General features: G+C 63.0%; 14 protein-coding genes. 7 read left to right on the top strand and 7 right to left on the bottom strand.

Translation table 11 applies throughout. The annotated features are described in order from the left end of the window. The first annotated feature begins 293 nt into the window (after positions 1 to 293). Together DFR29_RS05635 and DFR29_RS05640 are read left to right on the top strand one after the other, a co-directional pair. Positions 294 to 1,172, top strand: coding sequence for a hypothetical protein (locus DFR29_RS05635; RefSeq protein ID WP_133817613.1), 879 nt, complete (start codon positions 294 to 296; stop codon positions 1,170 to 1,172). Positions 1,173 to 1,647: 475 nt separating this feature from the next. Beyond that, entirely contained in the window at positions 1,648 to 1,881 is a 234-nt protein-coding gene (locus DFR29_RS05640) for a hypothetical protein (RefSeq protein WP_133817614.1), read from the top strand. Positions 1,882 to 2,259: 378 nt separating this feature from the next. Here the strand turns inward: DFR29_RS05640 and DFR29_RS05645 are convergent, their stop codons facing one another. Together DFR29_RS05645 and DFR29_RS05650 are read right to left on the bottom strand one after the other, a co-directional pair. Continuing rightward, a complete protein-coding gene (locus DFR29_RS05645; protein WP_133817615.1) occupies positions 2,260 to 3,123 on the bottom strand; it encodes a hypothetical protein in 864 nt (287 codons plus the stop codon). After that, on the bottom strand, positions 3,120 to 4,112 hold the full coding sequence (locus DFR29_RS05650) for a hypothetical protein (RefSeq protein ID WP_133817616.1): 993 nt from the start codon (positions 4,110 to 4,112) through the stop codon (positions 3,120 to 3,122). Before DFR29_RS05650 ends, DFR29_RS05645 begins: the two co-directional genes overlap by 4 nt. A gap of 360 nt (positions 4,113 to 4,472) precedes the next feature. Here DFR29_RS05650 and DFR29_RS05655 point away from each other — a divergent pair, with 360 nt between their 5' ends. Further along, positions 4,473 to 5,114, top strand: coding sequence for a HEAT repeat domain-containing protein (locus DFR29_RS05655; protein WP_166653896.1), 642 nt, complete (start codon positions 4,473 to 4,475; stop codon positions 5,112 to 5,114). Between the two features lie 257 nt (positions 5,115 to 5,371). On the opposite strand, the gene DFR29_RS30295 is transcribed toward DFR29_RS05655, so the two are convergent. The 3 genes from DFR29_RS30295 to DFR29_RS05670 all read right to left on the bottom strand — a co-directional run bounded on the left by DFR29_RS30295 (position 5,372) and on the right by DFR29_RS05670 (position 18,096). After that, positions 5,372 to 14,227 (bottom strand): calcium-binding protein, encoded by an 8,856-nt coding sequence (locus DFR29_RS30295; protein ID WP_166653897.1) that lies wholly within the window; start codon positions 14,225 to 14,227, stop codon positions 5,372 to 5,374. 294 nt (positions 14,228 to 14,521) lie between these two features. Next, positions 14,522 to 15,943, bottom strand: a complete 1,422-nt coding sequence (locus tag DFR29_RS05665) for an HlyD family type I secretion periplasmic adaptor subunit (protein ID WP_133817619.1) — start codon at positions 15,941 to 15,943, stop codon at positions 14,522 to 14,524. Next, positions 15,940 to 18,096 carry a type I secretion system permease/ATPase gene (locus DFR29_RS05670; RefSeq protein WP_133817942.1) on the bottom strand — a complete coding sequence of 719 codons (2,157 nt, stop codon included), beginning with the start codon at positions 18,094 to 18,096 and terminating at the stop codon, positions 15,940 to 15,942. The genes DFR29_RS05665 and DFR29_RS05670 overlap by 4 nt, the downstream gene beginning before the upstream one ends. A 1,102-nt stretch (positions 18,097 to 19,198) precedes the next feature. Between DFR29_RS05670 and DFR29_RS05675 the strand changes: the two genes are divergently transcribed. The 4 genes from DFR29_RS05675 to DFR29_RS29020 all read left to right on the top strand — a co-directional run bounded on the left by DFR29_RS05675 (position 19,199) and on the right by DFR29_RS29020 (position 21,555). Then, positions 19,199 to 20,074: a DUF6881 domain-containing protein gene (locus DFR29_RS05675; RefSeq protein WP_133817620.1), complete on the top strand. Its 876-nt coding sequence runs from the start codon at positions 19,199 to 19,201 to the stop codon at positions 20,072 to 20,074. 223 nt (positions 20,075 to 20,297) lie between these two features. Continuing rightward, a complete protein-coding gene (locus DFR29_RS05680) occupies positions 20,298 to 20,576 on the top strand; it encodes a hypothetical protein (protein WP_133817621.1) in 279 nt (92 codons plus the stop codon). Positions 20,577 to 20,914: 338 nt separating this feature from the next. Continuing rightward, on the top strand, positions 20,915 to 21,247 hold the full coding sequence (locus tag DFR29_RS05685) for a DUF6959 family protein (RefSeq protein ID WP_133817622.1): 333 nt from the start codon (positions 20,915 to 20,917) through the stop codon (positions 21,245 to 21,247). 164 nt (positions 21,248 to 21,411) lie between these two features. Then, complete coding sequence (locus tag DFR29_RS29020; protein ID WP_166653898.1) at positions 21,412 to 21,555, top strand: hypothetical protein; 144 nt, start codon at positions 21,412 to 21,414, stop codon at positions 21,553 to 21,555. A gap of 128 nt (positions 21,556 to 21,683) precedes the next feature. On the opposite strand, the gene DFR29_RS05690 is transcribed toward DFR29_RS29020, so the two are convergent. Further along, positions 21,684 to 21,965 carry a hypothetical protein gene (locus DFR29_RS05690; RefSeq protein ID WP_133817623.1) on the bottom strand — a complete coding sequence of 94 codons (282 nt, stop codon included), beginning with the start codon at positions 21,963 to 21,965 and terminating at the stop codon, positions 21,684 to 21,686. 119 nt (positions 21,966 to 22,084) lie between these two features. Beyond that, complete coding sequence (locus DFR29_RS05695; protein WP_133817624.1) at positions 22,085 to 23,131, bottom strand: LacI family DNA-binding transcriptional regulator; 1,047 nt, start codon at positions 23,129 to 23,131, stop codon at positions 22,085 to 22,087. Between the last annotated feature and the right edge of the window lies 1 nt (position 23,132).

Consider the following 23,132-nt stretch of genomic DNA (forward strand, 5'->3'; position numbering starts at 1 on the left):
CGCTTCAACGTGACGGCGCCAGAAGGCTTCGGTCTTCGATGCTTGCACGCTTGGCGCTCCGAGAAGGTGAGCGACAAGCATTGCTCTGATGATCGGGTTCGAGAATGTGGCGGCGCCGGACGCTTACTTGGGGTCAGGTTACCTTCCACTTGCTCAAGGACAACGGCACAGTTTCGCCTGGCGCCATGAAGCGTGGCCCAGCGCCCGTTCCTGCTCGCAGCAGCCGGCGTTCCTTGGGGGCTGGCCCGCCCAGTCGCGTCAGCTCAGGGATTACCCCGCTGAGCCTGTTCCCTATGCTGCCGTCGATACGATTCGCCTGTGCTGCTGTCGTTCTTGTTGCATCCCCGGTCGCGCTTGCCCAGCAGGTCCAGTTCACGGCGGTGACCGGGTCGGCAACGCGGCTTGCGCCAGGCGAAACCGGCACGCTGCGCTTACGCGTTCAATCGGAGTGGCCTGTCTGGGCGCGTGTCTATTCGGCGGATGCGGCAGATGGGGAATACGAGGTCAGTCGGGTCGGCGCGTCGGCGGGGTGTCCGGCGCTGGAGCCCCAGTCGTATGGAGCCAGCGTCACGTTCGACCCGACGGTAGCTGGCGGCGATCTTGAGTGTGCCTATTCCGTTCATCGCGCCGGTTCTTCGATCAACGATCTGTCGGTCGACGTAACGCCCATGAACAGCAACGGATGGCCGGCCAGTGGCGGTGTCGGACTGCGCTTCGGGGCTGTGCCCGATATGCGGCTTGATGTGCGGCAGGACTCAGTACGTTGGCTTCCGGATGGTCGCGCGCAGAACGAGCTGACGATCACGGTGCAGCAGTCGTCGACAGTAGCGCTATCGCAGGCCGCGGCGGGGTTCTGCCTGCTGATGCCTCTGCGCTTTGAGATGAGCGGAAGCCTTCGCAACGGTTGCGTTGGCCCTATGCCGGGCGGCGGTTTCTGCTTCAACGGTGGCTACCAGTTCCAGCTACCCGATATCCCGGTGCAGCAGGCCGTCACGTGCCGTGTGCAGTTGACGAGCAGGGAAGCCTATACAGCACCGCTGTACTACCCCATCAAATTCATCACGATGTCTATGCGGGATGCGGCAACCGGCGGACGGGTTTTGGCGCCGGAAGGCCCCTTCACCAATCTGGTGCTGGACATGGATCTGGTTTTCACCGGTCGGTTCGAGTGAGCGCCACCGTTTTCGAATCTGAATGATGGGCGCGGCAAGTTCGCTTTCAGTCATCCGACGACACGAGCTTGATCCAGTTTGCACACTCGCCCCAAGAAACCGACCGGGATAACGAGCCGCGTTCGAAGGGGGGGGCTTACATGGCGCGATCGAAAAAAACTGACCGGTACGCGTCATGCAAGGACGGCTGCGGGCGAATTGTCCGGGCTTGCATTTCACCGGGCACACCGCCGCGCTACGCTGGTAGGCGGTGCTCCCAACAAGCGCATTGCAGCGCGGTTCGATCGCGGTGCAGTCATCCATGCAAACCCTTTCAGCGCTCGACGAACTGGCGGCCTGCGTCGACGTCGGTTTCATGACATGTGGACCTGCACTCGCTGCCATGCCGAGCTGACCACCGACCAGATACCGCGGAATGTCGGCGCGCTGCTCTACCAATAAGAGTATTCGCTCGTCGACAACAGCAGAACGCCCTATGAAATTCGGAGACGGCACCGATATCGAGCCCAGCGACTGGTTGCTCATTGCCGGACGCTATCGCGGGCGAGTGATCGCCTCGATGGACACGAGCAAATATCTGCCTGGATGCTCTGACTGGGCCTATCTCGGCACGGGCATCATGGTCGACACAGACTTTGGTGGCTTGGTTCATTACACAAACGAGACTGCTGAAGACTTCGTTCTGCTCAGGCGTGAGGAAAGTGCGTAATTGTAAACATTGACCGCAACGCGCCTATCGACATGACCCAACAGGATCGGAATTCCGAGGTCGGGGAGGGGCCGGTGATCCGCCGATCCCTTGGGTCAGGCCGATACGACAATTCCCGTATGGGCTCGATACATCGTATGTGCAATGCCTGCGTACGATAACGGAACGCGCTAGTGCCCGGTTTTCGTTCGATTGACGCGTATGTTTTCTTCGACCCAACTGGCGGCGCAAGCATCGCCGCCGCTACGTTGGCTGAAGGGTGGAAGCCGAGCGCATGGGCCGTAACTCGTTCTCACAAACGTGTTTGTTTTAAATGCGGCAACGTCGTGTCGCGACCGGCGCTGGCCCGGTGCCGCGGCTTTCGTCTTCCTGGGGAAGTCAAAGTTCTCGTGTCGTTATCAGCTGATCGTTGCCGTGGATATCGAATGTGCGGATTCGCCCGTTTAGCTGTGGTCCCGAGCTGCGCATTTGTGCACCGGTAAGATCGACGGTGACGTCCAGCGACACCGTGCGGCCCGGATGGCGTTTCAGTAGTGCCTGCGCCGCCGCTGGCTCCATCGGCCATGCCTGAGCCTGGGAAAGGTTGTCCAGCTGCAACGTGACCTGCTCGCCGCTGTACTTGCCGCTTCGGAAGGTCAGCGTATTGCCGGGCGAGAACGCCGTGAGGTAATAAATCTTGCGGTCCGCATCGTACTGGCTGAACTGGCTGCGCAGGCGAAGTCGCAAGACACCGATGTCGGCGGTAGCGGCGAACATGGCCTCGAACGGCTTGCGCGCCTCGGCCAGCAGCCGTTCCCGGTCGGTAAATTCGTCGGCTTCTCGCCGGGAAACTGCAGCGGCAGCCCAATCATCGAATGGCGGGTTCCTGCCGAGGATGCGGTCGACGAGAAGCTCTATCTGGAAGTCGTCGGGATAGGACAGCGTGCCTGTCCCCAGCGACTTCCCTGCCGGCTTCTCCGCGGCGACGGGAATCGGAGCGCCTGCGGGCGGCCCGGATGGCGGCGGAGCCGGCGGTGGCGATGCGACTGTGGCCGGTAGCGGAGCTGTCGCCGACTCCGCGGACGCCGCAGTGGCAGAGCCTGCGTCGGCGGGTACAACTTTCGTCGACGAATCGTCGGCTTTTTTCGCCGCAGATGCCGGTGCGTCAGCATTGCCGCCGCATGCCGGCAGCGTCATGCAGACCAGTACGGCCCAGATGCCCGGCAGGCCAATGCCGGCAAAGCCCCGGCGCACAGGGTTCACAAATCCACCTTGGAGGCATCAGCCTTTCTGAGCTTTGCCTCGCGCTGCTCGCGAGCAAGTGTTTCGGCGCGTTCCTGCATCGTCCTACCCAGGGAAAACAGCTTGTCCTGGTCGATCATCGCGACATGCAGAACGCCGACCAAGTCATGGTTGAACGGCTCACGGTCGATTCGTGCCTGGATAGTCAGGCCGCAGCCGGCACGCCATCCCTGGCTCCGCATCGCATCGGCGTTGAGCCCGGACTGCACGCAGGCTTCCAGCAGCGGATTCGCCTTGCTCAATGCGGTGCCGCTGGTGTCCATCGCCCAGGCCATGACCAGCCGGTCGCTGTTCTTGCTGCCACTCTCGAATTGAGGTGCGCCGTATTTTTCGCGCAGCGCGGCGCGCACGGTATTCACCGACGGTCTCTCGCCATCGTCGTAGTATTGCGAACGCCAGATTGCTGTCACGGTCTCCTTGCCGTGCAAGCCGGGCGTGGCGACCTTTACGCGCTCATCAAGGAACCACTGTCGCCCATTCGGTTCGCAGTCTTTGTCGCCGCCGCCCAAGTAGAAGTTGTAGTGGCATGGACTGCTGACGCCTTCCCGTGCCATGAATGCCTGCGGCCCCAGCGCCTCTCCGTTGACAGAAACGCCGCTGAGGAAATCCTCGTGCAGCTCGATCGTCGACTTCGGCAAGCGGCAACGCACGTGAGTCAGCGCCTCATTCAACGTCATGCCTAGGTACAGCCCGGCAATGTCGATTGCCGCGGGTTTTGCCGCAAGAATCGCCTCGCAATCCGGTCCGCGCGGTTCGATGCTGGCCGGCGCGGGCGGTGCCTCCTCCGGCGTGGCGGCGACGGATTCTGCTGCCACGGGTGGAGTAATGATCTTCGCCGCGGATGGTGGGGCAGCGGCCGCAGGTTGCGCGGGCTCCGGCGCCTTTCCACAGGCGGCAAGAATTCCCAGCAGCCCGATAGAAACAGATAGCCGCAAGAATCTGCGAATCATCGCGTCACCTCCCCGAATGCGTCGGCTCAGATGTGTCGACAGAGTCCGAAATCTCTCACCGCCGGTGCCACCGCTATTCCTGGGATGAACGGGGTCCGGTTAACTTACACTCAATCGAAGACTACAAAGTCGCTTTGCTTGCGTTCTCCGGGCGAACTCATGAAAACACTACGCAAAACCCGATTTCAGAAAGCGTCACTGCAACATCTGACTCGCATCGCAGTGCGACACTGGTCGACGGAAGACAGCTCGAAAGCCATTGCGGAGCTGCAAATGCGCGGATCGCCGCAAACGCTGGAGCTGGCCCGCAATCTGTTCAGGAGCAGCGGTTGGCGCCGACGTGGGCTGGGCCTGTAAATCGTGTCGCAATTGTTCCGGCGTGAGCGCGGTCGGTGTGTCGAATACGCTACCGATGCCTGCCACACGCTGTCGTTTGCCGGCCTGCACGACCCACATCCCGAGGTCATTACTGCTGCCGTAACCGGTTTTTCCCATCGCCATCATCCTGCCGCTTTGGACGACTTGGTGCGGCTGTCGACGCATGCCAGCGACACTGTTCGCTGGGGCGTTGCCTTCACCCTCGCCGGCTATGCACAACCCGCAGCCATCAGCACAGTGCTGCGCCTGATGGCCGACCAAGACGACGATGTGCGCGACTACGCGACCTGGGCATTGGGCGAGATGCACGAGGCCGACACGCCGGAAGTCCGCGCGGCACTCTGGCGCAACATCGACGACAGAAACGAACACGTGTGTGGCGAAGCACTGAAAGGCTTGGCCGCGCGTGGCGACGAAGACGTAATTCCTCACCTGATTTCACGCCTGAAGCCGGACTGCCGTGTCTTCGAACTGCACGCTGCGGAATCGCTGGCTGCCCCCGCCCTGCTGCCGGCATTGCTGGCGCTGGACGCCCAGTGCGGCGAACCGGCAAGGGGCGAATCGCACTACTGGAGGAACCGGTTGGGTGACGCCATTGCGGCTTGCCAGCCGAAGCACGCCTGAGTTGGTCGCCCGAGACGAGCGGTATCAGGTTAACTTCCGGCCGCTCGATGATTACATCGTAGCTCCGCCTGACGCGATGAAAGTGAGCCTGGCCCCGCTGCTGCAAAACCGCAAGCCGTGCCGGCCCGGTCAACGTGCGGGGCGAAACGCCTCGGCACTGCGACTACCCACACAGCGCCGCCCACCATCGGCAGGCGATGCCGCACAACCGCCACTGCACGCAAGGGCCGGCAGCAGCCGGCCCTTGCGTAACCCGCTTACGCTACCCAGGTGTCCGGCGACGGGTAGCTTGTAATCGGCCGCATGTCCAACGCGCCCGCACCGCCAGGCGAGAGCGCCATGAGGTCGATCAGTCGCTGGCAGTGGGAAGCGACCGGGGCGTTTTCCAGCAGCGGTTTGGTAATGAAGGGCGCCCACGGAGCCTCCCCGCATTCCATCGGGCGCCGCCGGTCGGTGCTGGTGTCCATCGCGGTGTCCAGCGCCGCAAGCGGCCGGCGGCCTTCGCGGTAGATCGGAGCACGATCCGCCATCGACGCATCGCGTCCCCGGTGCTGCCCGCGGTCGTCATTGGTGATCGTGGCCCGCACTGGCGCGGAGCGCGCGTTCGCTGCGTCGGCCGACCCAGCATCGAATCCGTCGTGGACGCGGAATTCTCCGTTCCACAGCGCTGCGGACACCGGGCGCTCACGGATGCTGTCGCCGGAAATCGGTGCTGCAGGGTCGATGACGTTCCCGGACAGCGGTGCCGGATCGCCCTGGCCTTCCTTGGCCCCAGGGCCGTGCGTGAGCGCGGCGGAATCCTGCACGTGCAGCGGCTTGGCGGCCGCACGGGTTTCGGCGGATACGGTGACCTCGTCTGCGCTGGACATACCGCTCCCCGTCTTCCAGGCCGACGTGAATGCGGCCGTCAACGCGTCGCGCTGGGCGGTGGTCAGCGTGGTCTGCCCGGCTGGCGGTGGCGTCATGCCGGCCATGGCATTGACCAGTGTCTGCACGTCGGCGGCCAGCAGGTAGCGGTTTCCATCGGCTACCTGGATCTCTTCGGCACGGTACTGCGTGCCGAGGTACCAGTCCTTGATCACCAGCTTGTCGGTGGTGCCAATGATGCTGATCTCCAGGTTGTTGCTGCCGCTCGGGCGGCTGAACCACAGCTGGTCATAGGCAACGCCGGAAAGGAACCGGGCGATGTCGTAGTTGCCGGCGGTCGAATCGGTCTCGATCACGGTATCGATGCCATGCCCGCGTGCCATCCGGTAGCTGTCGTTGCCCGTTCCGCCGGTCAAGGTATCGGCGCCGGTGCCACCATCGAGAATATCGTTGCCGGCACCGGCGCTGATGGCGTTGGCGCCGCTGTTGCCGACCAGCGTGTTGGCCAGCGCATTGCCGGTGGCGCTGTTGCCGGCGGTGCCGGTCAGCGTCACGTTCTCGATGTACTGGTTTGCCGTCAGCGACAGGTTGAACGACACCGCCGCATTCACGGTATCGGTGCCGCTGTCGTTGGCTTCGTTGATCACATCGGTGGAGACATTGACGTGGTACGTATCGTCGCCCGCGCCGCCGGCCAGGGTGTCGTTGCCCAGTCCACCATCGAGCACGTCGTTGCCGAGACCGCCATTGAGCGTGTTGTTGCCGCTGTTGCCGGTCAGGACATTGTCCAGGCTGTTGCCCGTGCCGTTGATGGCGTTGCTGCCGGTCAAGGTCAGGTTCTCGATGTTGTTGCGTGATGTGAGGTCGAAGGTGACGCTGCTGCTGACCGTGTCGGTGCCTTCGCCGGCCAGCTCGGTGAGGGTGTCGGTGGTCGAATCGACGGTGTAGGTATCGTCGCCCGTGCCGCCGATCAGCGTGTCGGTACCCGCACCGCCGTTCAAGGTGTCGTTGCCCGCATCGCCCGTCAGGGTGTTGTTGCCGGAATTGCCCGACAACTGATTGTTGAGTGCGTTGCCGGTGCCGGTCACATTGCCGCTGCCCGTCAGCGACAGGTTCTCCACATTGGCGGCGAGGGTGTAGTTGAAGCCCGCCTGGACGGTGTCGCTGCCTTCATTGGCCAGCTCGTTGACGGTATCGCCGATGACGTCGACGACGTAGATGTCATCGCCAGCGCCGCCCGACAGGGTGTCGGCACCGCTGCCGCCATTGAGCGTGTTGTTGGCGGCGTTGCCGGTGAGGGTATTGGCAAGGCTGTTGCCGGTGCCGTTGATGGCGTTGCTGCCGGTCAGGGTCAGGTTTTCCACATTGGCAGCCAGCGTCGGCAGCGTGACGGAGGTCTGGATGGTGTCGATGCCGTTGCCGGTCGACTCGGTCACCACATCCGAGGTGGCGTCGACGACGTAGGTATCGTCGCCGGCACCGCCGATCAGCGTGTCGGCACCGGCGCCGCCGTCGAGCACGTTGTTCAGCTCATTGCCTTCGATGCGGTTGGCCAGCGTATTGCCGGTGCCGCGTACGGCGCTGTCGACCAGATAAAGCCGTTCGATATTTGCGGCGAGGGTGTGATCGACCGTGGCGTAGACGCTATCGGTGCCGGACGCGGCATTCTCCACAAGAAGATCGAGCGCATCGTTCACGTAGTACGTGTCATTGCCCGCACCCCCTTCAACAATGTCGCTGCCGTCGTTGCCCGAAAGGCTGTCGTCGCCCGCATCACCGTACAGGTGGTCGTTGCCCACGCCGCCATAAACCTCGTCAGCACCATCGCCGCCACGCAGGGTATCGTTGCCGCCGTTGCCGAGGATGACGTCGTTGCCTGCAAGACCGTCGATGGTGTCGTCGCTGCCGAATCCATTGACATAGTCGTCGCCGGGCGTCGTTGTGAGCGCCTGCGCGCGGATCGACGCGCTGGTCCAGACGGTGCCATCCGACAGACGAACCTCGTGCGCCGGCGCACCCGCCCGCATGAAACCCACCAAGGTCACAGTGCCGACCGTGCTGCCATTGAAGCTGGTCAGGATCAGGTCGTCGTTCTCGTTGATCTGCCACGACACGTTGCCAGCCGTGTACGGCGCATCGAGCTGAATGACGTCGATGCCAGAACTCGCCGCATCCAGGCCGAGTACACGATCACTGCCGAAGTCGCCGTTGAACACGTGCGTGTCGTTGCCGGCACCGCCGTCGAGCGTATCGTCGCCAGCGCCCCCTTCCAGGCGGTCGTTTCCGCCGTTGCCGAGCAGGGTGTCATAACCGCTTCCGCCGGTGAGCGTATCGTCGCCGCTGGTGCCGGTCAGCGTAACGGCATTGAGCCGGCCGATGACCGCTGCCGTCGTCCAGCTTTCCTGCGTGACGCCCTGGCTGTCCAGGAACTCGATGAATTTCACGGGCGACACGATCGTCTCATCCGACCAGTAGTTTTCGATCGTGATGCGATCGACGCTGTCGTTACCGATATCGATCACCAGTGCATCGCCGACGCGTGACAGATGGACCTGTCCCGGTGCGACCGTTGCGTCAAAACGCAGTCTGGCTGTGCCTGCATTGCCTGATCCGACGATAGTGTCGTGTCCATCGCCGCGCGAAAAGACAAATGTCGCCGTGTTGCCGCTCAGCCGGTCATTGCCGCGGCCGCCCACCAGCAGGTCATTGCCACGCATGCTGATCAGTGTGTCATTGCCGTCACCGCCCAGCAGCTGGTCGTCGTCGTTGTAGTTGGTCCAGTTCAAGCGGTCGCTCAGTGTGTCGTTGCCGGCACCGCCGTCGAGGATATTCTGCGCGGTATTGCCGACCAGATCGTCGTTGCCGGACGTGCCGGTCAGCGACGAATTGCCCAGTGATTCGCCGAGGCGATACTGCTCGATATGCGCGTAGAGCGACGCCGAGTACGACCCGGTGCCATCGCCTTCGTAGACCACGGTATCGCTGCCTTCGCCTGCCGATTCGACGACGACATCGCCCGCGCCGACCACGTAGGTGTCATTGCCAAGTCCACCGGTGAGCGTATTGGCGCCGGACGATGCAGAGCCATCCAGATGGTTGTCGAACCGGTTGCCCGTCGCCGTCGTGGCTTGGCTTCCGGTCAGCCGCACATTCTCCAGTTCGGAGCGGTCGGCAATGCTGTAGCTGAAACCGGTTTCGACGGTATCGATCGACGTGTATCGCTGATCTTCGATGACCTGGTCGCTCGCGGAATCGAGCACGTAGGTATCGTTGGACACGCCGCCGATCAGGATGTCCGCTCCCGCGCCGCCATCCAGGCGGTAACCGCTGGGATACGCGCCACCGGCGCTGACATCGATGATGTTCGACAGGGAATTGCCGATGAAGGTCCGCGGCGTGGGGTAGTAGGTGTCGCCCCATTCGGTTGCCACGAGATTTTCCACATTGTCTGCCAGGGCGATGTACAGGCTGTCGCTGTAGACCGTGTCGGTTCCGCCGCCCTCGAGTTCGATGACATTGCCCTGTCCGACATCGAAGTAGCGATCATCGCCGGCGCCGCCGGCAAAGGTGTTCGATGCGTTGCCGATAAAATCGTTCGACAGGCCATTGCCGTTGACCGTGGCACTGGTGCCGTCGCCGTAGAACTGGAGTTGTGGAGGTTCCGGCAGTGACAATGCTTCGATCTGTGCCGCCGTCAGCGTGCTGCCGTCGGCGAAGCGGATCAGGTCGACCGCCTGGTCTGTGGCGCCAGCCATCCAACCGGTCTGCACGTAGTTGCCGGTCGCATTGATGACGACAATCAGCGAGGAGGCCGAGCGGTAGAGCGTCACATCGCTCTGGTTGATGCCGCTGCCCAGTTCGAGCGTGTCGAAACCTGCGCCGTCCGCCGGGCCGCCATAGATGAAGTCACGTCCATCGCCCAGCCCGTAGCGGAAGACATCGTCGCCGGATCCGCCGTACAGCTTGTCCATGCCGGCGCCGCCGATCAGCAGGTCGTTGCCACCACCACCCCGCAAGGTGTCGTCGCCGCCACCGCCGTCGAAGGTGTCATTGCCACTGCCGCCCGCGAGGGTGTCGGCTCGCAACGTGCCCATGCGCGTCGCGAACATCGCACTCTGCGCCGGGCTCAGCACACTGCCGTCATCGAACAGGAATTCGATCGATGCCCCTTCCCGCGTGTTGAAGTTGACGATGGTCAGGCGGTCCGATCCGCTGTCGATGACCAGGTCATTGCCGGCCAGGCTGAAGGAAAGCGACGACGCGCTGATCCCGGGAAGGAACCGGAGCACTGCCGTTTCTGACGGATGGCCGTGCTGCGCGAGATACCCCAGCGCTTCCGTCAGCTGCAGTTGATCGTGACCGAAACCCGCGCCAAAAACGTAGGTGTTCTGGCCCAGCCCGCCGATGAGCGTGTCGTTGCCTTCGCCACCCAGCAGCAGGTCGCTGGACGTCTCCTGGATCAGGCCGACACTCGCCGGAAAAAACCCACCGGCGTCCAGCACGTCATTGCCCGCACCGCCGAAGAGCTGGTCGACGCCATCCCCGCCACGCAGCGTGTCGTTGCCGTCTTCGCCGTAGAGGAAATCGTCGCCGCGCTGGCCATCGAGCGTATCGTCGCCGGTGCCGCCGAACAGGGCATCGTTGTCCGTGGCGGCTCCGGTGTAGTCGTTGTCCATGCCGCCGTAGAGCACATCGTTGCCGCTGCCGCCGATGAGAACGTCGTCACCCAGATCGCCGTTGAGCGTGTCCGCACCGGTTCCGGCCACGTAGACATCGTTCGATGCCGTGCCGACGCCACCGGAGGGCGGTGCGAAGCGCTGCAGCAGGCTGGCCGTGGTCCAGGCCGTGCCATCGGCGAACTCGATGCGATGATTCGCGTCCGTGCGGCTGAAGAACGCATCGAGCACCAGCGTGTTGGTGCCATCGGGGGTGCGCAGTACCAGGGCTCCCGTCGAATTGATGCTCACGAGCATCGTTGCCGGGTCTATGCCTGTGCCGAAGCGGATCGTATCGGCGCCGGCATGGGCCGCGCCCAGGCCCTGGATCGTGTCGTTGCCCCAGCCCTGGTCGAACAGGTACAGGTCATTGCCGCCGACACCGTCCATCACGTCGTCGCCGCGGCCACCTTCCAGTGTGTCGTTGCCGTCGGCCGCGTACAGGCTGTCGTTGCCGTCGTTGCCACGAAGAATGTCGTCGCCGGCATCGCCATCCAGCGTGTCGTTGCCGGCACCACCGTCCAGGGTGTCGTTGCCGTCGCTGCCATCGAGCGTGTCGTTGCCGTTGCCGCCTTCCAGGAAGTCGTCGCCGAGTTCGCCGCCGAGTAAATCGTCACCGTCTCCGCCCGACAGGGTGTCGTTGCCGATTCCGCCACTCAGCTCGTCTTCGCCGTCTCCGCCGCTCAGCTGGTCGTTGCCGGCCTCGCCAAACAGCTTGTCGTTGCCGGCATCGCCGTTGAGGGTATCGATGCCGTCATTGCCGCGGAGCCTGTCGTTGCCGCTGCCGCCGAACAGCGTGTCGTCGCCGTCGCCACCTTCGGCCTGGTCATCGTCGTCGCCTGCAGCGATGACATCGTCGCCTTTCTCACCCAGGATGATGTCGTTGCCGGCGTCGCCATTGAGGAAGTCGTTGCCGCCGTTGCCGGCGATCTGGTCGTTGCCCGATCCGCCATAGACGACGTCTTCGCCGTGCTCGGATTCGGCGAGGGAGTAGTGATCGCCGTTGATGATGTCGTTGCCCGCGTCGCCGTAGAGGGTGTCGTGTCCACCCATGCCGACGATGGCGTCGTTGCCATCGCCGCCGTGCAGTTCGTCATCGCCCTGCGCAGAGCCCGGCTGGCCCTGGGTCTGCGCCGTGTACAGATAGTCGCCCTGGAGGAAGTCATCGCCGGCATCACCCCAGACCCGGTCGTTGCCGGCACCACCGATAACGGAGTCATTGCCTGCGCCGCCATTGATGGTGTCGTCATCCGGCACCAGCCCTTCGCGGTTGATCTCGTCATCGCCGTGAATGACATCGTCGCCCTCATCGCCGGAAATGCGGTCCTTGCCACCGCCGCCGATGATCAGGTCATTGCCAGCACCGCCATTCAGCGTGTCATTTCCATTGGCGCGCGCGCCGGCAGGAATAGGTGGATCGGCGCAGAGTTCCGCCAGATTCCCGTTCTGGAAGACGTTGTCCTTGTACGAGACATCGTCCACCTCGCGGTAGACGAGATCGCCGAGAATCAGATCATGGCCAGAGCCGCCGTCGATCACGTCGTCGTCATGCCCGCCGATCAGAAGGTCATTGTCGGCACCGCCGTCGATCAGGTCGTTGCCGTCGCCGGAGTACACGACGTCGGATCCGTCGCCCGCATCGATCCGGTCGCTCCCGCTTGCGAACACGCCGCTGACGCGTGTCGTCGCCGGGTCAGTGACGTACAGGTTCAGCCGGTGCAGAAGATCACGCGCATCGTTGACAGGGGCATTGCCGCGTACACCGGCAATGAATCCGTAGCCGGCGGAGAAGTACGACGTGATGAGGTCCGGGGTCTGGTTGTCTTCGCGCCACCCGGTGATTAGTTCCAGCTGGTCGATGATTTCTTGATTGCCCGGCGTGGCGCCCGAGGCCGCACCGAAATAGTCGTCTCGGCCACTGTCCAGGAGGATGTCGTTGCCGCTGCCGCCGCTGATGATGTCGTCGCCGGATCCTCCCTCGACCCAGTCATCGCCCGTGCCTGCACGAATCCGGTCGTCTCCTGCACCGGCGTAGACCATGTCGTTGCCGTTGCCGGCGACGACGGCATTGTCGACGTCCCTGGATCGCAGGAACGCCAGTCGATCCATCGGGTCGGAGAATATGACTGCCAAGTCCGCCTCAGAGGCAGACGACCAGATATCGTCGTTGTTGGTCAGCGTCGGCGTTGGCGTGGGCGGTGGGATGATGGGGTCGCCAAATCCCGGCAACGTGATACCGAGTTCGCCGATGCTCCAGTCCTGGACCACGATCCGCGCGCCGGACTCGAGGTGGGTCAGGGTCAAGGTAACGCCCGATCCGCCATTGGCGGAAGCCAATACAGCAACGCCGATCTCGTTGACCCACGTACCCTCGCCCGTGCGTTCGAACGTCGTCAGCGACAGTGAATCACTGCCGATCCTCAAGCCGCCATCGCCATCGGAATCCTGGACGGTATCGACACTGCCATCAACGAAGTCGGCCAGATCGAACTCGTAGTTGTCGAAGCCGTCTCCACCTTTGAGTGTGTCGTTTCCTTCCCCGCCATAGAGAATATCGTTGCCGCTGTCGCCAACCAGCGTGTCGTCATCCTCGAAGCCGTGAAGGGTGTCGTTCCCTTCGCCTCCCCTGAGGAAATCCACGTTGCTTCCGCCGATCAGGTCGTCGTTACCTTTATCGCCGTAGAGGAACGTTCGTCCATTGAGATTTCCGTCATAGACGTCTCTCTGCAAGATGTCGTTCTCAACGGTGCCGAAATTGATGTAGTCGTTCAGTGCAGGCAGGTGAGCACGTCCCCTCTCGCCGATCGCCTCGGCGATCATCCGGGTGACTACGCGCTGGTGATCTCCGTACTCAAGCGGTTCTATCTGGAAAAGGTCTGTGTCGAAAACGACCGGGTAATTGTCTTCCAGCCAGGAATCCAACGGTTCAGTTACGTAAGCGGCAGCACAGCCAATCAGCACAGTCATGCCTGCGATAAAAGCGGCAGGTGCGCCCACCGCTGCGCCAGCCGCGGCAGCAATAGACCCGCCAATGATCGCCACAAACCCCATCATCATGGACGCGTAGGCGGCGGACAAGTCGCCCTCTGAGGCTTTCCACGCGGCAATACCCACAGTGGCGGCGCCGCCCAACGAGCGAGAAAGAGCCTTGCTCTCGATATGGATGATCCTGGCTCCTTCGAGAGCATCCCAATTTTTGGAGACGTAAGAGAGGATCTTTGCCTTGTTCAACTCCAAATCCGCTTCAGGAATGAGCAGATTCAGGTCCTGCGCAATGGACTGTTTCCAGGTTGTAACAAGCGAAAGTAGCGTGGCGTCGCCGGTATCGCGAAATCTGTCCTCATAAAATTGGATGACATCCAGCTGCTTCTGCGTGACAGAGCGCATGATCTCCAGCATTTCGGCGGGTGGAATGTTGGTCGACTGAAACGTAAGCCCTCTGGAAACGAGCTCCTGTTGCTGAATGCTGCTGAGAACGGCCGCGATCTCGGAAGCCAGCATTACGGCTTTCTTTTGCAAAGAATTTTCCACGACATTTCCTTCTATCAATTAGTGTGTGTGACGGTTTTCCGCTTTGCCGAGCCGTCATTCTTCTCCGGACGTCGGAGCGCGGTTCTCATGAAGCGGTTGCCATTCCGGCGGTCTGGTGAATTTCGGATGTCATGGGGCAGCATCGGCGCCTATCAGCACTGCCAATAATTGCTCACACAATGGATCTGCAGCCGCATTCACCGGGTGGGGCTCACAGGAAACAGCTTTTCTTTTCCCTTGCTCGAGCGAGCACTGTTGTGGCGCTGCGGCCAGACTTCGTCTTGGTGTCGTGCATCACTGTTCTCTCGCAGACTCAGACAATCCCTTCTGGATCGGACTCAGGAGGTACGAGATCACCCGCCGCTGTCCGGTCATGATCTCCACACTCAAACTCATGCCCGGCGTCATCGCCACGCGCACGCCATCGATATTCAGGTGTGCGTTCTTCAAGCGGACCCGTGCCGGAAACACGGCGCCCAGACGCTCGTCCTGCGCGGCGTCGTGCGAGATCGATTCGACCGTGCCTTCGAGATAGCCAAAGCGCGTGTACGGAAAACTCTCGACCTTCACCGCCACGTGCTGGCCCGTGCGGATGAAGCCGATGTCCTTGTTCAACACGGTTGCTTCGACTTCCAGCGCGTCGTCGCTGGGCACGATCGCCAGCAGCGGCTGTGCCGGCGTGACGACGCCGCCGACGGTATGGATCGCCAGCTGCTGTACCGTGCCGTCGACCGGCGCGCGCAGTTGCATCAGCTGATTGCGCTGTCCGGTCTTGCTGACTTCGGGCGCGAGCTGTGCCACCTGTTCGCGCGCCTGGCGCAGGCCGTCCAGGGTCTGCTGGCGCATTTCGGCCGCGAGCACGCGCTGCTGTTCCTGTGCACCATCGAGCGCGGATTTCAGCTCGCTGATCCGGTCGCGTTGTACGGCAAGATCGCGCTCGGCGGAGATGCGTTCCTGTTCGCGCAGCAAGTAGTCGTGACGGCTCACGACCTTGCGTTCGAGCAGCTGCGCATAGTCGGCTACGCGCAATCGCGCGATCTTCGCGCTTTCTTCCAGCGAGGCGATGCTGCCTTGCGTGGTCTGCAGTTCCGCCCGGCGTTGGGCGATGGCAGCGACCAGGCTTTCGTTGCGCGCGCGATACGCCTCGTGTTCGCTGCGTACCAGGCGCTGCTCCGAGGCATGCAAGGCTTGCGGCAATTCCGGGTCGGGCGCAAGTACCGGAGCGCGGCCGTGGTCGAGCGCATCGGCCATGGCCGTGTGGCGCAGTTCTGCCAGGCGTGCATTGATCAGTGCTTCTCCGGCCTTGGCGTAGTCCGCGCCGGTACCGGTGGCATCCAGTTCGATCAGCAGATCGCCGCGCTTCACGGTCTGGCCGTCGCGCACCAGGATCTGCTTGACCACGGCGGATTCCGCCGGCTGTATCACTTTCGTGCGCGAGCCGACCACGATCTTGCCGGGAGCCACCGCAACAATGTCCAGTTTTCCCAGGCACGCCCACAGCAGCGCGACGCAGAAGAACGCCATGACGATCCGCATGAACCAGCGCGCGGCCGGGGACGTGGGCGTCTCGATCAGTTCCAGATGCGCGGGCAGGAAGGCGCGCTCATCGCCGCTGAGCGGCGGTCGCTGCAGGGTGTGGCGGCCAGTCCAGGCGCTGCGCACGATGGCGCCATAGCGCGACAGCATGTCCTTGATGGCCAGAAGGGTGTGCTTCATGCGGCACCTCCGCCTTGCTGCAGGCGGTTGAGATGGGCGAACAGGCCGTTGGGACGGGCCAGCAGTTCCGCCGGCGTACCGCATTCGGCGATGCGGCCTTTCTCAATCACTGCAATACGATGGGCATGCCGGACGGTGGACAGTCGATGGGCGATGATCAGCACCGTGCGCCCCTTGCAGATCGCACGCATGTTGGCCATCACTGCATGTTCGGACTCATAGTCCAGCGCGCTGGTGGCTTCGTCGAAGATCAGGATTTTCGGGTCGCCCACCAGTGCGCGCGCAATCGCGATGCGCTGCCGCTGCCCACCCGACAGCCCCGTGCCCTGTTCGCCGACCGTGGTGTCGTAGCCTTCGGCCAGTTCGCCGATGAACTCGTGCGCGCCGGCCAGCCTGGCGGCATGGATGACCCGCTCCAGCGGCATGCCCGGGTCTGACAGCGCGATGTTCTCGCGGATGCTGCGGTTGAACAGGAAGTTCTCCTGCAGCACGACACCGATCTGCCGGCGCAGCCAGGCGGGGTCTGCCAGCGCGAGATCGTGACCGTCGACCAGCACGCGCCCGCGCTCCGGTGCGTACAGGCGCTGCACCAGCTTGGTCAGCGTGCTCTTGCCCGAACCGGAGCGTCCGACGATGCCGATGATTTCGCCGGCGGCAATATCCAGATCGATAGCCGACAGCACGGGCGCTGTGTCGGCGCGATAGCGGAAGACGACGCCGTCGAACGTCACGCGCCCCTGGATCGGCGGCAGCGCCATGCGGCTGCCCGGCAGCTCCGTGCGTGTATTGAGGATGTCGCCCAGCCGTTCGACCGAAATCCCGACTTGCTGGAAGTCCTGCCATAACTGGGCCAGGCGAATGATCGGCGCCGACACCTGTCCGGAAAGCATGTTGAAGGCGATCAACTGGCCCAGCGAGAGCTTGCCGTCGATGACGAGCTTGGCGCCGAAGAACATCACGATGATGGCGACGAGCTTCTGCACGAACTGCACACTGAGCTGCCCGACCATCGCGACCCGCGTGACCTTGAAGCCGGCCGCGACATACCCGGCCAGCTGGTTGTCCCAGGTGCGGGTGGCGCGGGGTTCGACGGCGAGCGCCTTGACCGTGCCGATGCCGGTGACGGTTTCGACCAGGAAGGACTGGTTGTCCGCACCGCGTTTGAACTTTTCGTCGAGTCGCCTGCGCAGCAACGGCGTGATCGCGAAGGAAATCAGCGCATAGACCGGCAGCGACAGGACGACGATCAGTGTCAGCCAGACGCTGTAGTACATCATCACCGCGATGAAGACGACGGTGAACAGCAGGTCGAGCACCGAGGTCAGTGCCTGCCCGGTGAGAAAGTTGCGGATGTTTTCCAGCTCGCGTACCCGGGCGATGGAGTCACCCACCCGCCGGGATTCGAAGTAGGACAGCGGCAGGGCCAGGATATGCCGGAACAGGCGCCCGCCAAGCTCGGCGTCGATCTTGCTGGTGGTATGCGAGAAGACGAACGTGCGCAGGCCGGTCAACAGGATGTCGAACACCGCCATCGACATCAGTCCTATCGTGATGACGTGCAGCGTGGTCATCGCGCCGTGCGCCAGCACCTTGTCCATCACCACCTGATAGAACAGCGGCGTCAACAGCGCGAACAGCTGCAGGAACAGCGATGCCATGAAGACTTCGCCCAGCACCTTGCGGTACTTGATCACTGCAGGAATGAACCAGGTGAAGTCGAACTTGGACAGCGTGTTCGCCACCGATGCACGCGATGCCATCAGCAGCAGGCGGCCGTCGTAGCGCGACTCGAACTCCTCGCGCGACATCGTTCTCGCCCGTTGCTCTGCGATGTCGTGGACTAGCACGCCGGCCTCGTCGACGCGGGCGACGATGAATGCAGTGCCATCCGCGGGCAGCGCCAGTGCAGGCAGGGCCACCTTGCCGATGCGTTCCAGCGGCTGCGTGACGATTCGGGCTTTCAGGCCCAGCTGTTTGGCGGCGAGCAGCAATACCGTGATGTTCAACGGCGCATCGCCTTGTCCATGCTCATGCAGGAGTTGGCGGGCGTCGACCGCTACACCATGGAACTGTGCCAGCAGGATGAAGCCTTCGAGCGCGGGGTCGAGGCGGCGGCTGCCATCCTCCGCGTTGTTCTTCGGAACGACGGACAGGTGAGGCGAAGAGGATGCTTGCACGGGTAGGTCAACTTTGAGTGGTTTCGATGGGGCCGGCGAGAGCGCTGTCGGGCTTGCGTGCACCCGCGGCTGAAGGCGTCGGCATCCCGCTGCGGATGCTGGCTGTTAGTGGATAAGTGAACAGGCAATCTGGCCGCGACATGACGCGAAGAGCGGCAGTACGCGCTAGGCGCGTCAGCTTCTCGCGGGGCCACGCGCAGCAGACACTGGCATGTGCCGCTTCGAGCGGCAGCGCCGCGATCGGCACAGCAGCTGTCGGATGATGTGTTCGCATACGTTCTCGCTTTGACGACGACCTGTCGCGGCTTGCACAGAAGTCGTGCGCTGCCTGCTCGGTGGTTCTGTGGCAATTGCCGGCGAAAGGCATTCAACGCCAGCGCAATTGCCGCTTCCACGGTGTTTGGGACCAACCGCGGGAATAGGGGCATGAATGACGCGCCGAGGGCGCGATCACCGGATGTCCACTACGGTCCGGCACCTTGGTTCGTCCTGACTCCCGCGTGGACGGACCGCAGCTTTTCCAGGCCGAGGATCGGGTGAGCTTCCTGCGCAACGCGGGCCAGTCGATCACGCTGCCGGCGGTGTTGCGTGGGCGTTCCGCAGCGCGTTGAAGGCTTGTACTTGTACTGGTCCGGACCGCCATGGCTTGCCGTCTGGCGGTCACGTGCGGCAGCGACAGCGTGGCGGGTATGGGCAAGTGCTTCATGAGCAGTTCCTCGGATCACGCATGGCGTCCTCGCAGGGGGGGCATCGGGAGTTGACCTCGACGCGTGCGGGACTCGGCGAGGGGCTTCGATGTGGACGCGTACTCCAGCGCCGAACTCGATCATTTTTTTTCGAGGCATAGGGCGATTCGAGGCTGCCCGCGCCAAATGCCTGCCTGGCCATGGCGCATTGCGGGCTGGAACACGAACGGAACATAGTTGGAATCGCCAGCAGCCAATGCAGGATCGCCGGGACCTCAGGGAGTGGCGGCGGAACTCAATCGAGCGGGGTCTGTAGTCTGAACGGCGCAACTGCCTTACCGTTGCGCGTTCAGGCGCTAGAATTTCTTCGCATAACCGGAGGCTGTGAGGCTATGGAATACCTTGACGTCGCGTGGAAGCACGACAGCGCCGACTACTCGATCCGCACCGTCTCGGAGATCGACGCGCAGCGCTACGAAATCCGCAAGCTCGACTATTTCCCGGACGGCCGCATAGGTTTTGCCACCGAACACCAGCACACACCCGGCACGGGGCTGAGTGACGTGCCCATCCCGCCGCCGGACATCAACGACCCCGAAGAATTTGTCGTAGCCGTCATCAGTGCCGACGTCTTCGAGCGCTTGTGGCAGTTCAGGATGGCCGCCGACGACGAGAAGACCTCACTCGCGGTGGCCGAACTGCTACGCCTGGCGCATGCGCATCGTTGGGACGAGGCGTCCGGCTTTTTCGAGACGCTTTGCCAGCACCATTGTGAGTGGCGCCCGCTAGACAATCTCGTCGCGGCGCTCAGAGCTCCGTTGGAGGCGGTGTGTCCCCGTGATGTCGTGCGGGAAATCGACACCTGCCTCGGAGGTACCCGCGCCTTCGAGGCCGGATTGCAGGCTGCACTGGAGCTGGCGATTGAACGCGCCATTCATCGCAGCGATATCGCCGCGCTGTATTGCGAGTATTTTTTCGACGGCAGCGAGGCGTCTTCGGCGGACGTCTTTCTTTGCCAGTCGTTTACTCGCACCGACGACGATTGGGCCTCGCAATTTCGACAATCCGACGTGATTTCCGGTCCGAGCATTCACGCCCTGCTGAACTACGATCCCGAGCGTGGGCTGGACCCGGTAGCCAACGTCATCGCCAGCGTCTATGCACACGCCGTACTCCTGCGGTGCTTTTGCCGGGTCATGAATGTGAGCCGACAGACCGGCCTGCCGATAGGCTTTGCGCAGCGCGACTTTCCCGTGACATACCTCTGAACCCACGATCGTTGCGTGCCCACGCGGCGGTTGCCACAACCTCACGCAGCACGAGCACCGAGACTTCTGCGAAGCCGCGCACCTGGCGAGCGTTCCATTCGATCTGCCATGCAATATCCGGTACCGATCTGCCGGCATCGACAGACCTGACAACAGCGCCCGGAACACAAAATTTCAGGCAGTCCCGCCGGTCGGTGACAGCGGTCTTACAGAGGTAGCGCAGATGGCAATCCTGATACTCGGCAAAAGCGCCTGCGCACTGTGCGGCGAGGTGATCGTCACTGAGCACGAGCTCGTGGCAACCTCGCATTTCATTTCCGATCCCTCCCATCCGCTGTGGCGCTATTCGGATGCGGCAATGCACTGCGACTGCTTTCAGCGCTGGCCGCATCGCGAGGAATTCGTCGCCGAATACAACCGCATCATCGGACAAATCGTCTGGGGCAACGGCAGTCAGCACACCATGCGGGCCGATGGAACGGTAACCACTGCGCAGGCCTGACGGATTCCGCCTCGTCGGATCCCGGCTGGTCGATGCGACGCGGGCGGCCGGACTAGCGCCGGCATCGGCAGACGCCTAACAACAGCACCTCGAACACAAAAAATCAGACAGCCCCCAACAGGTACGTTTGCTCAACCACTCCGGACGATGAATGCGGCCGGTTCGCTTTCAGTCATCCGATGCGACAACATGCCGGTGCCAGACGCGATCGAAGCGAAAGCACGAGCGCGCTACACGTCCAGCACGCACAGCCCAGGCGAATTGTTCGGGCTTGATAACGGCGAGCACACTGCCGCGTTACCCTGCCCTCTGACTCATCGAAGATATCAGCGCCTATCATGAAGACGGTTGAAATCGAGCTGTACTCCGAAGCTTCAAACAATGCGATTGTCCGCGTTCCGGGGCGGAGTTTTCCGGGCGTCGTGATTCAAGGCGATTCGCTGTCCATCCTGCACGAGAACGCGAAGACGCTTTCTCTGCGCGTGCAGCAGCTGGGTATTCAGGACGAAGAACTGCTTTACGCGGCCCAGGAGCTGCAGGGGCAGTTGCTCGACCGGTTGCTGCACGATCAGAAGACGCTGGCCGCACACGACATCTCGCTGCCATACACGCGGGCGGCGAGCGGGTCTGATCTCGTGTCTCTGGTTCCCAACGAAGACGACGAGCACTGAGGCTGCGGGATCACCGTGAACCTGGCTGCGTTGCCGCTTTGGAATTCGTTGTCGCTCGCGAAGGTTCACCCGTAAGGCCGCCGCCCTGTCTGACGCCATCCGGCTTGCGGTGCGCAGCGGCTATCTCCAGACTCCCGTGCTCGCGCAGGGGAGTTGGAAAAAGAATGGATCTGTTAGAGTTTCTCGCGTCGATGGCCTTGCTGATGTTTGTTACCGCAGGTGGCCTGACGATCGTGTTGTGCGCGCTGGTTGCCGTGGTCGTGACGGTTGGCGCACTGATCGTGTGGCGATACCAGCGGCGTTCGTAGGGGTGCGCAGGGTCAAGTTCATTCCCCTCGCTCGATGGCGGCGATGTCGGTTTGCCTGAGGCGATCGACCTGAGCCCGGTGCTGTTGCTGGCCATGGGGGGCGCGGTTGGAAATTCCGGCGCCTGCTCTCAGGCCGCCGCTTCGACGAATGAAATGTCGAGTCCGCGTCGCGCGGATTCCGCGGTTATGCGTTCCACCTCGGACAGACTGAAATTGCCGAGATTCCAGACCGCGTCGTTCTGCGAATAGTGGGCTTCGAGCCGGCTGGGCTGAAAATGCGTGCAGGACGAAAGCATGCGCTTGAGCAGGATGAAGGCTTTGGCGGGCGTGATTTTGTCGCTGGTCGCATAGCGCCCGAGGTACGTCGTGACCCGTGGCAAGCCGACGTCGTAGTTGCAGCGCACATCCATGGCTTCGCCGCACGCGGGGCAGACAAATCGCTCCGTGGACGCCGGTTCGGCTTGCGCGCGAACCACGGCGGAGGCGCAGGCCAGGCACGGGATCGTCATCGGGATTGCCCCGAGTCGAGCTAGGACGCCGCCCGCGCCGGCCCCGTCGATCCGCGGATCACCAGCTGCGGGCTGAACCCCTTGTTGCTCACGACGGTCAGCTTCTCGACGTCGTTTTCTTCGCGGTCGATTTCCGAGATCAGCAGCTGCGTGGCATGCCGCGCGATTTCCTCGGTAGCCTGCTTGGCCGTGGTCAGGGTTGGCCAGGATTGCTTGGAGAACGGGCTGTCTTCGAAGCCGGCGATGGAGAGATCGTAGGGCACTTCCAGTCCCGACGACTTGGCGGCGGCGAGCACGCCGGCGGCGATTTCGTCGTTGGAACCGAAGATGGCCGTGGGCCGTTCCTTCAGCGCGAGCAGCTTGCGCGCGCCGCGGAAGCCGTCGTCGAAGCTGTAGTCGCCGTGGATGATGAGTTTCTTGTCCAGCGCGATGCCGTAGTCCTTCAGCGCGCTTTCGTAGCCGCGGTAGCGCTCGGGGCTGGAGCGGTGGGCTTCGCCGCCCCAGAGGAAACCGATGCGCTGGTGGCCGAGCTGGATCAGGTGCTTGGTGATGTCGTAGGCCGCGTCGCGGTCGTCGACGTAGACGCAGGGAAAGCCGTCCTGTGGATCGGCCGCGGCGGAGATGATGCGTACGACCGGAATGTTGTTGGCGCGCAGGTGGCGGATCAGTTCCAGCCGCTCGGACATCGGCGGCGCCAGTACCAGGCCGGCCAGGCGCGAGTGGCGCGCCAGGTGCACCAGTTCGCCGGCCAGGTTGGCCGAGTTGGAATCGCAGGGGTGGATCTGCAGGCCGTAGCCCGATTCGCGGCAGACCGACAGCACGCCGCTCTGCACGGCGATGACGTAGTAGGGATTGGGGTTGTCGTAGACCAGGCCCAGCGCGTAGGAGCGCGCACTGCGCAGGCTGCGGGCGGACAGGTCGGGCTGGTAGCCCATTTCGGCGATCACGCGCAGCACCTTGTTGCGGGTGCCTTCGCGAACGGTCGCTTCGTTGTTGATGACGCGGGAAACGGTTTTCAGCGATACCTGGGAACGTTCTGCGACGTCTTTGATCGTCGGACTGCGCATC

It is taken from the genome of Tahibacter aquaticus (assembly GCF_004363655.1).
Lineage (GTDB): Bacteria > Pseudomonadota > Gammaproteobacteria > Xanthomonadales > Rhodanobacteraceae > Tahibacter > Tahibacter aquaticus.

Coding starts and splice junctions, on each gene's coding strand:
- DFR29_RS05635 (WP_133817613.1), top strand. CDS start 294: ATGCTGCCGTCGATACGATTCGCCTGTGCTGCTGTCGTTCTTGTTGCA.
- DFR29_RS05640 (WP_133817614.1), top strand. CDS start 1,648: ATGAAATTCGGAGACGGCACCGATATCGAGCCCAGCGACTGGTTGCTC.
- DFR29_RS05650 (WP_133817616.1), bottom strand. CDS start 4,112: ATGATTCGCAGATTCTTGCGGCTATCTGTTTCTATCGGGCTGCTGGGA.
- DFR29_RS05665 (WP_133817619.1), bottom strand. CDS start 15,943: ATGAAGCACACCCTTCTGGCCATCAAGGACATGCTGTCGCGCTATGGC.
- DFR29_RS05675 (WP_133817620.1), top strand. CDS start 19,199: ATGGAATACCTTGACGTCGCGTGGAAGCACGACAGCGCCGACTACTCG.
- DFR29_RS05680 (WP_133817621.1), top strand. CDS start 20,298: ATGGCAATCCTGATACTCGGCAAAAGCGCCTGCGCACTGTGCGGCGAG.
- DFR29_RS05685 (WP_133817622.1), top strand. CDS start 20,915: ATGAAGACGGTTGAAATCGAGCTGTACTCCGAAGCTTCAAACAATGCG.
- DFR29_RS29020 (WP_166653898.1), top strand. CDS start 21,412: ATGGATCTGTTAGAGTTTCTCGCGTCGATGGCCTTGCTGATGTTTGTT.
- DFR29_RS05690 (WP_133817623.1), bottom strand. CDS start 21,965: ATGGATGTGCGCTGCAACTACGACGTCGGCTTGCCACGGGTCACGACG.
- DFR29_RS05695 (WP_133817624.1), bottom strand. CDS start 23,131: ATGCGCAGTCCGACGATCAAAGACGTCGCAGAACGTTCCCAGGTATCG.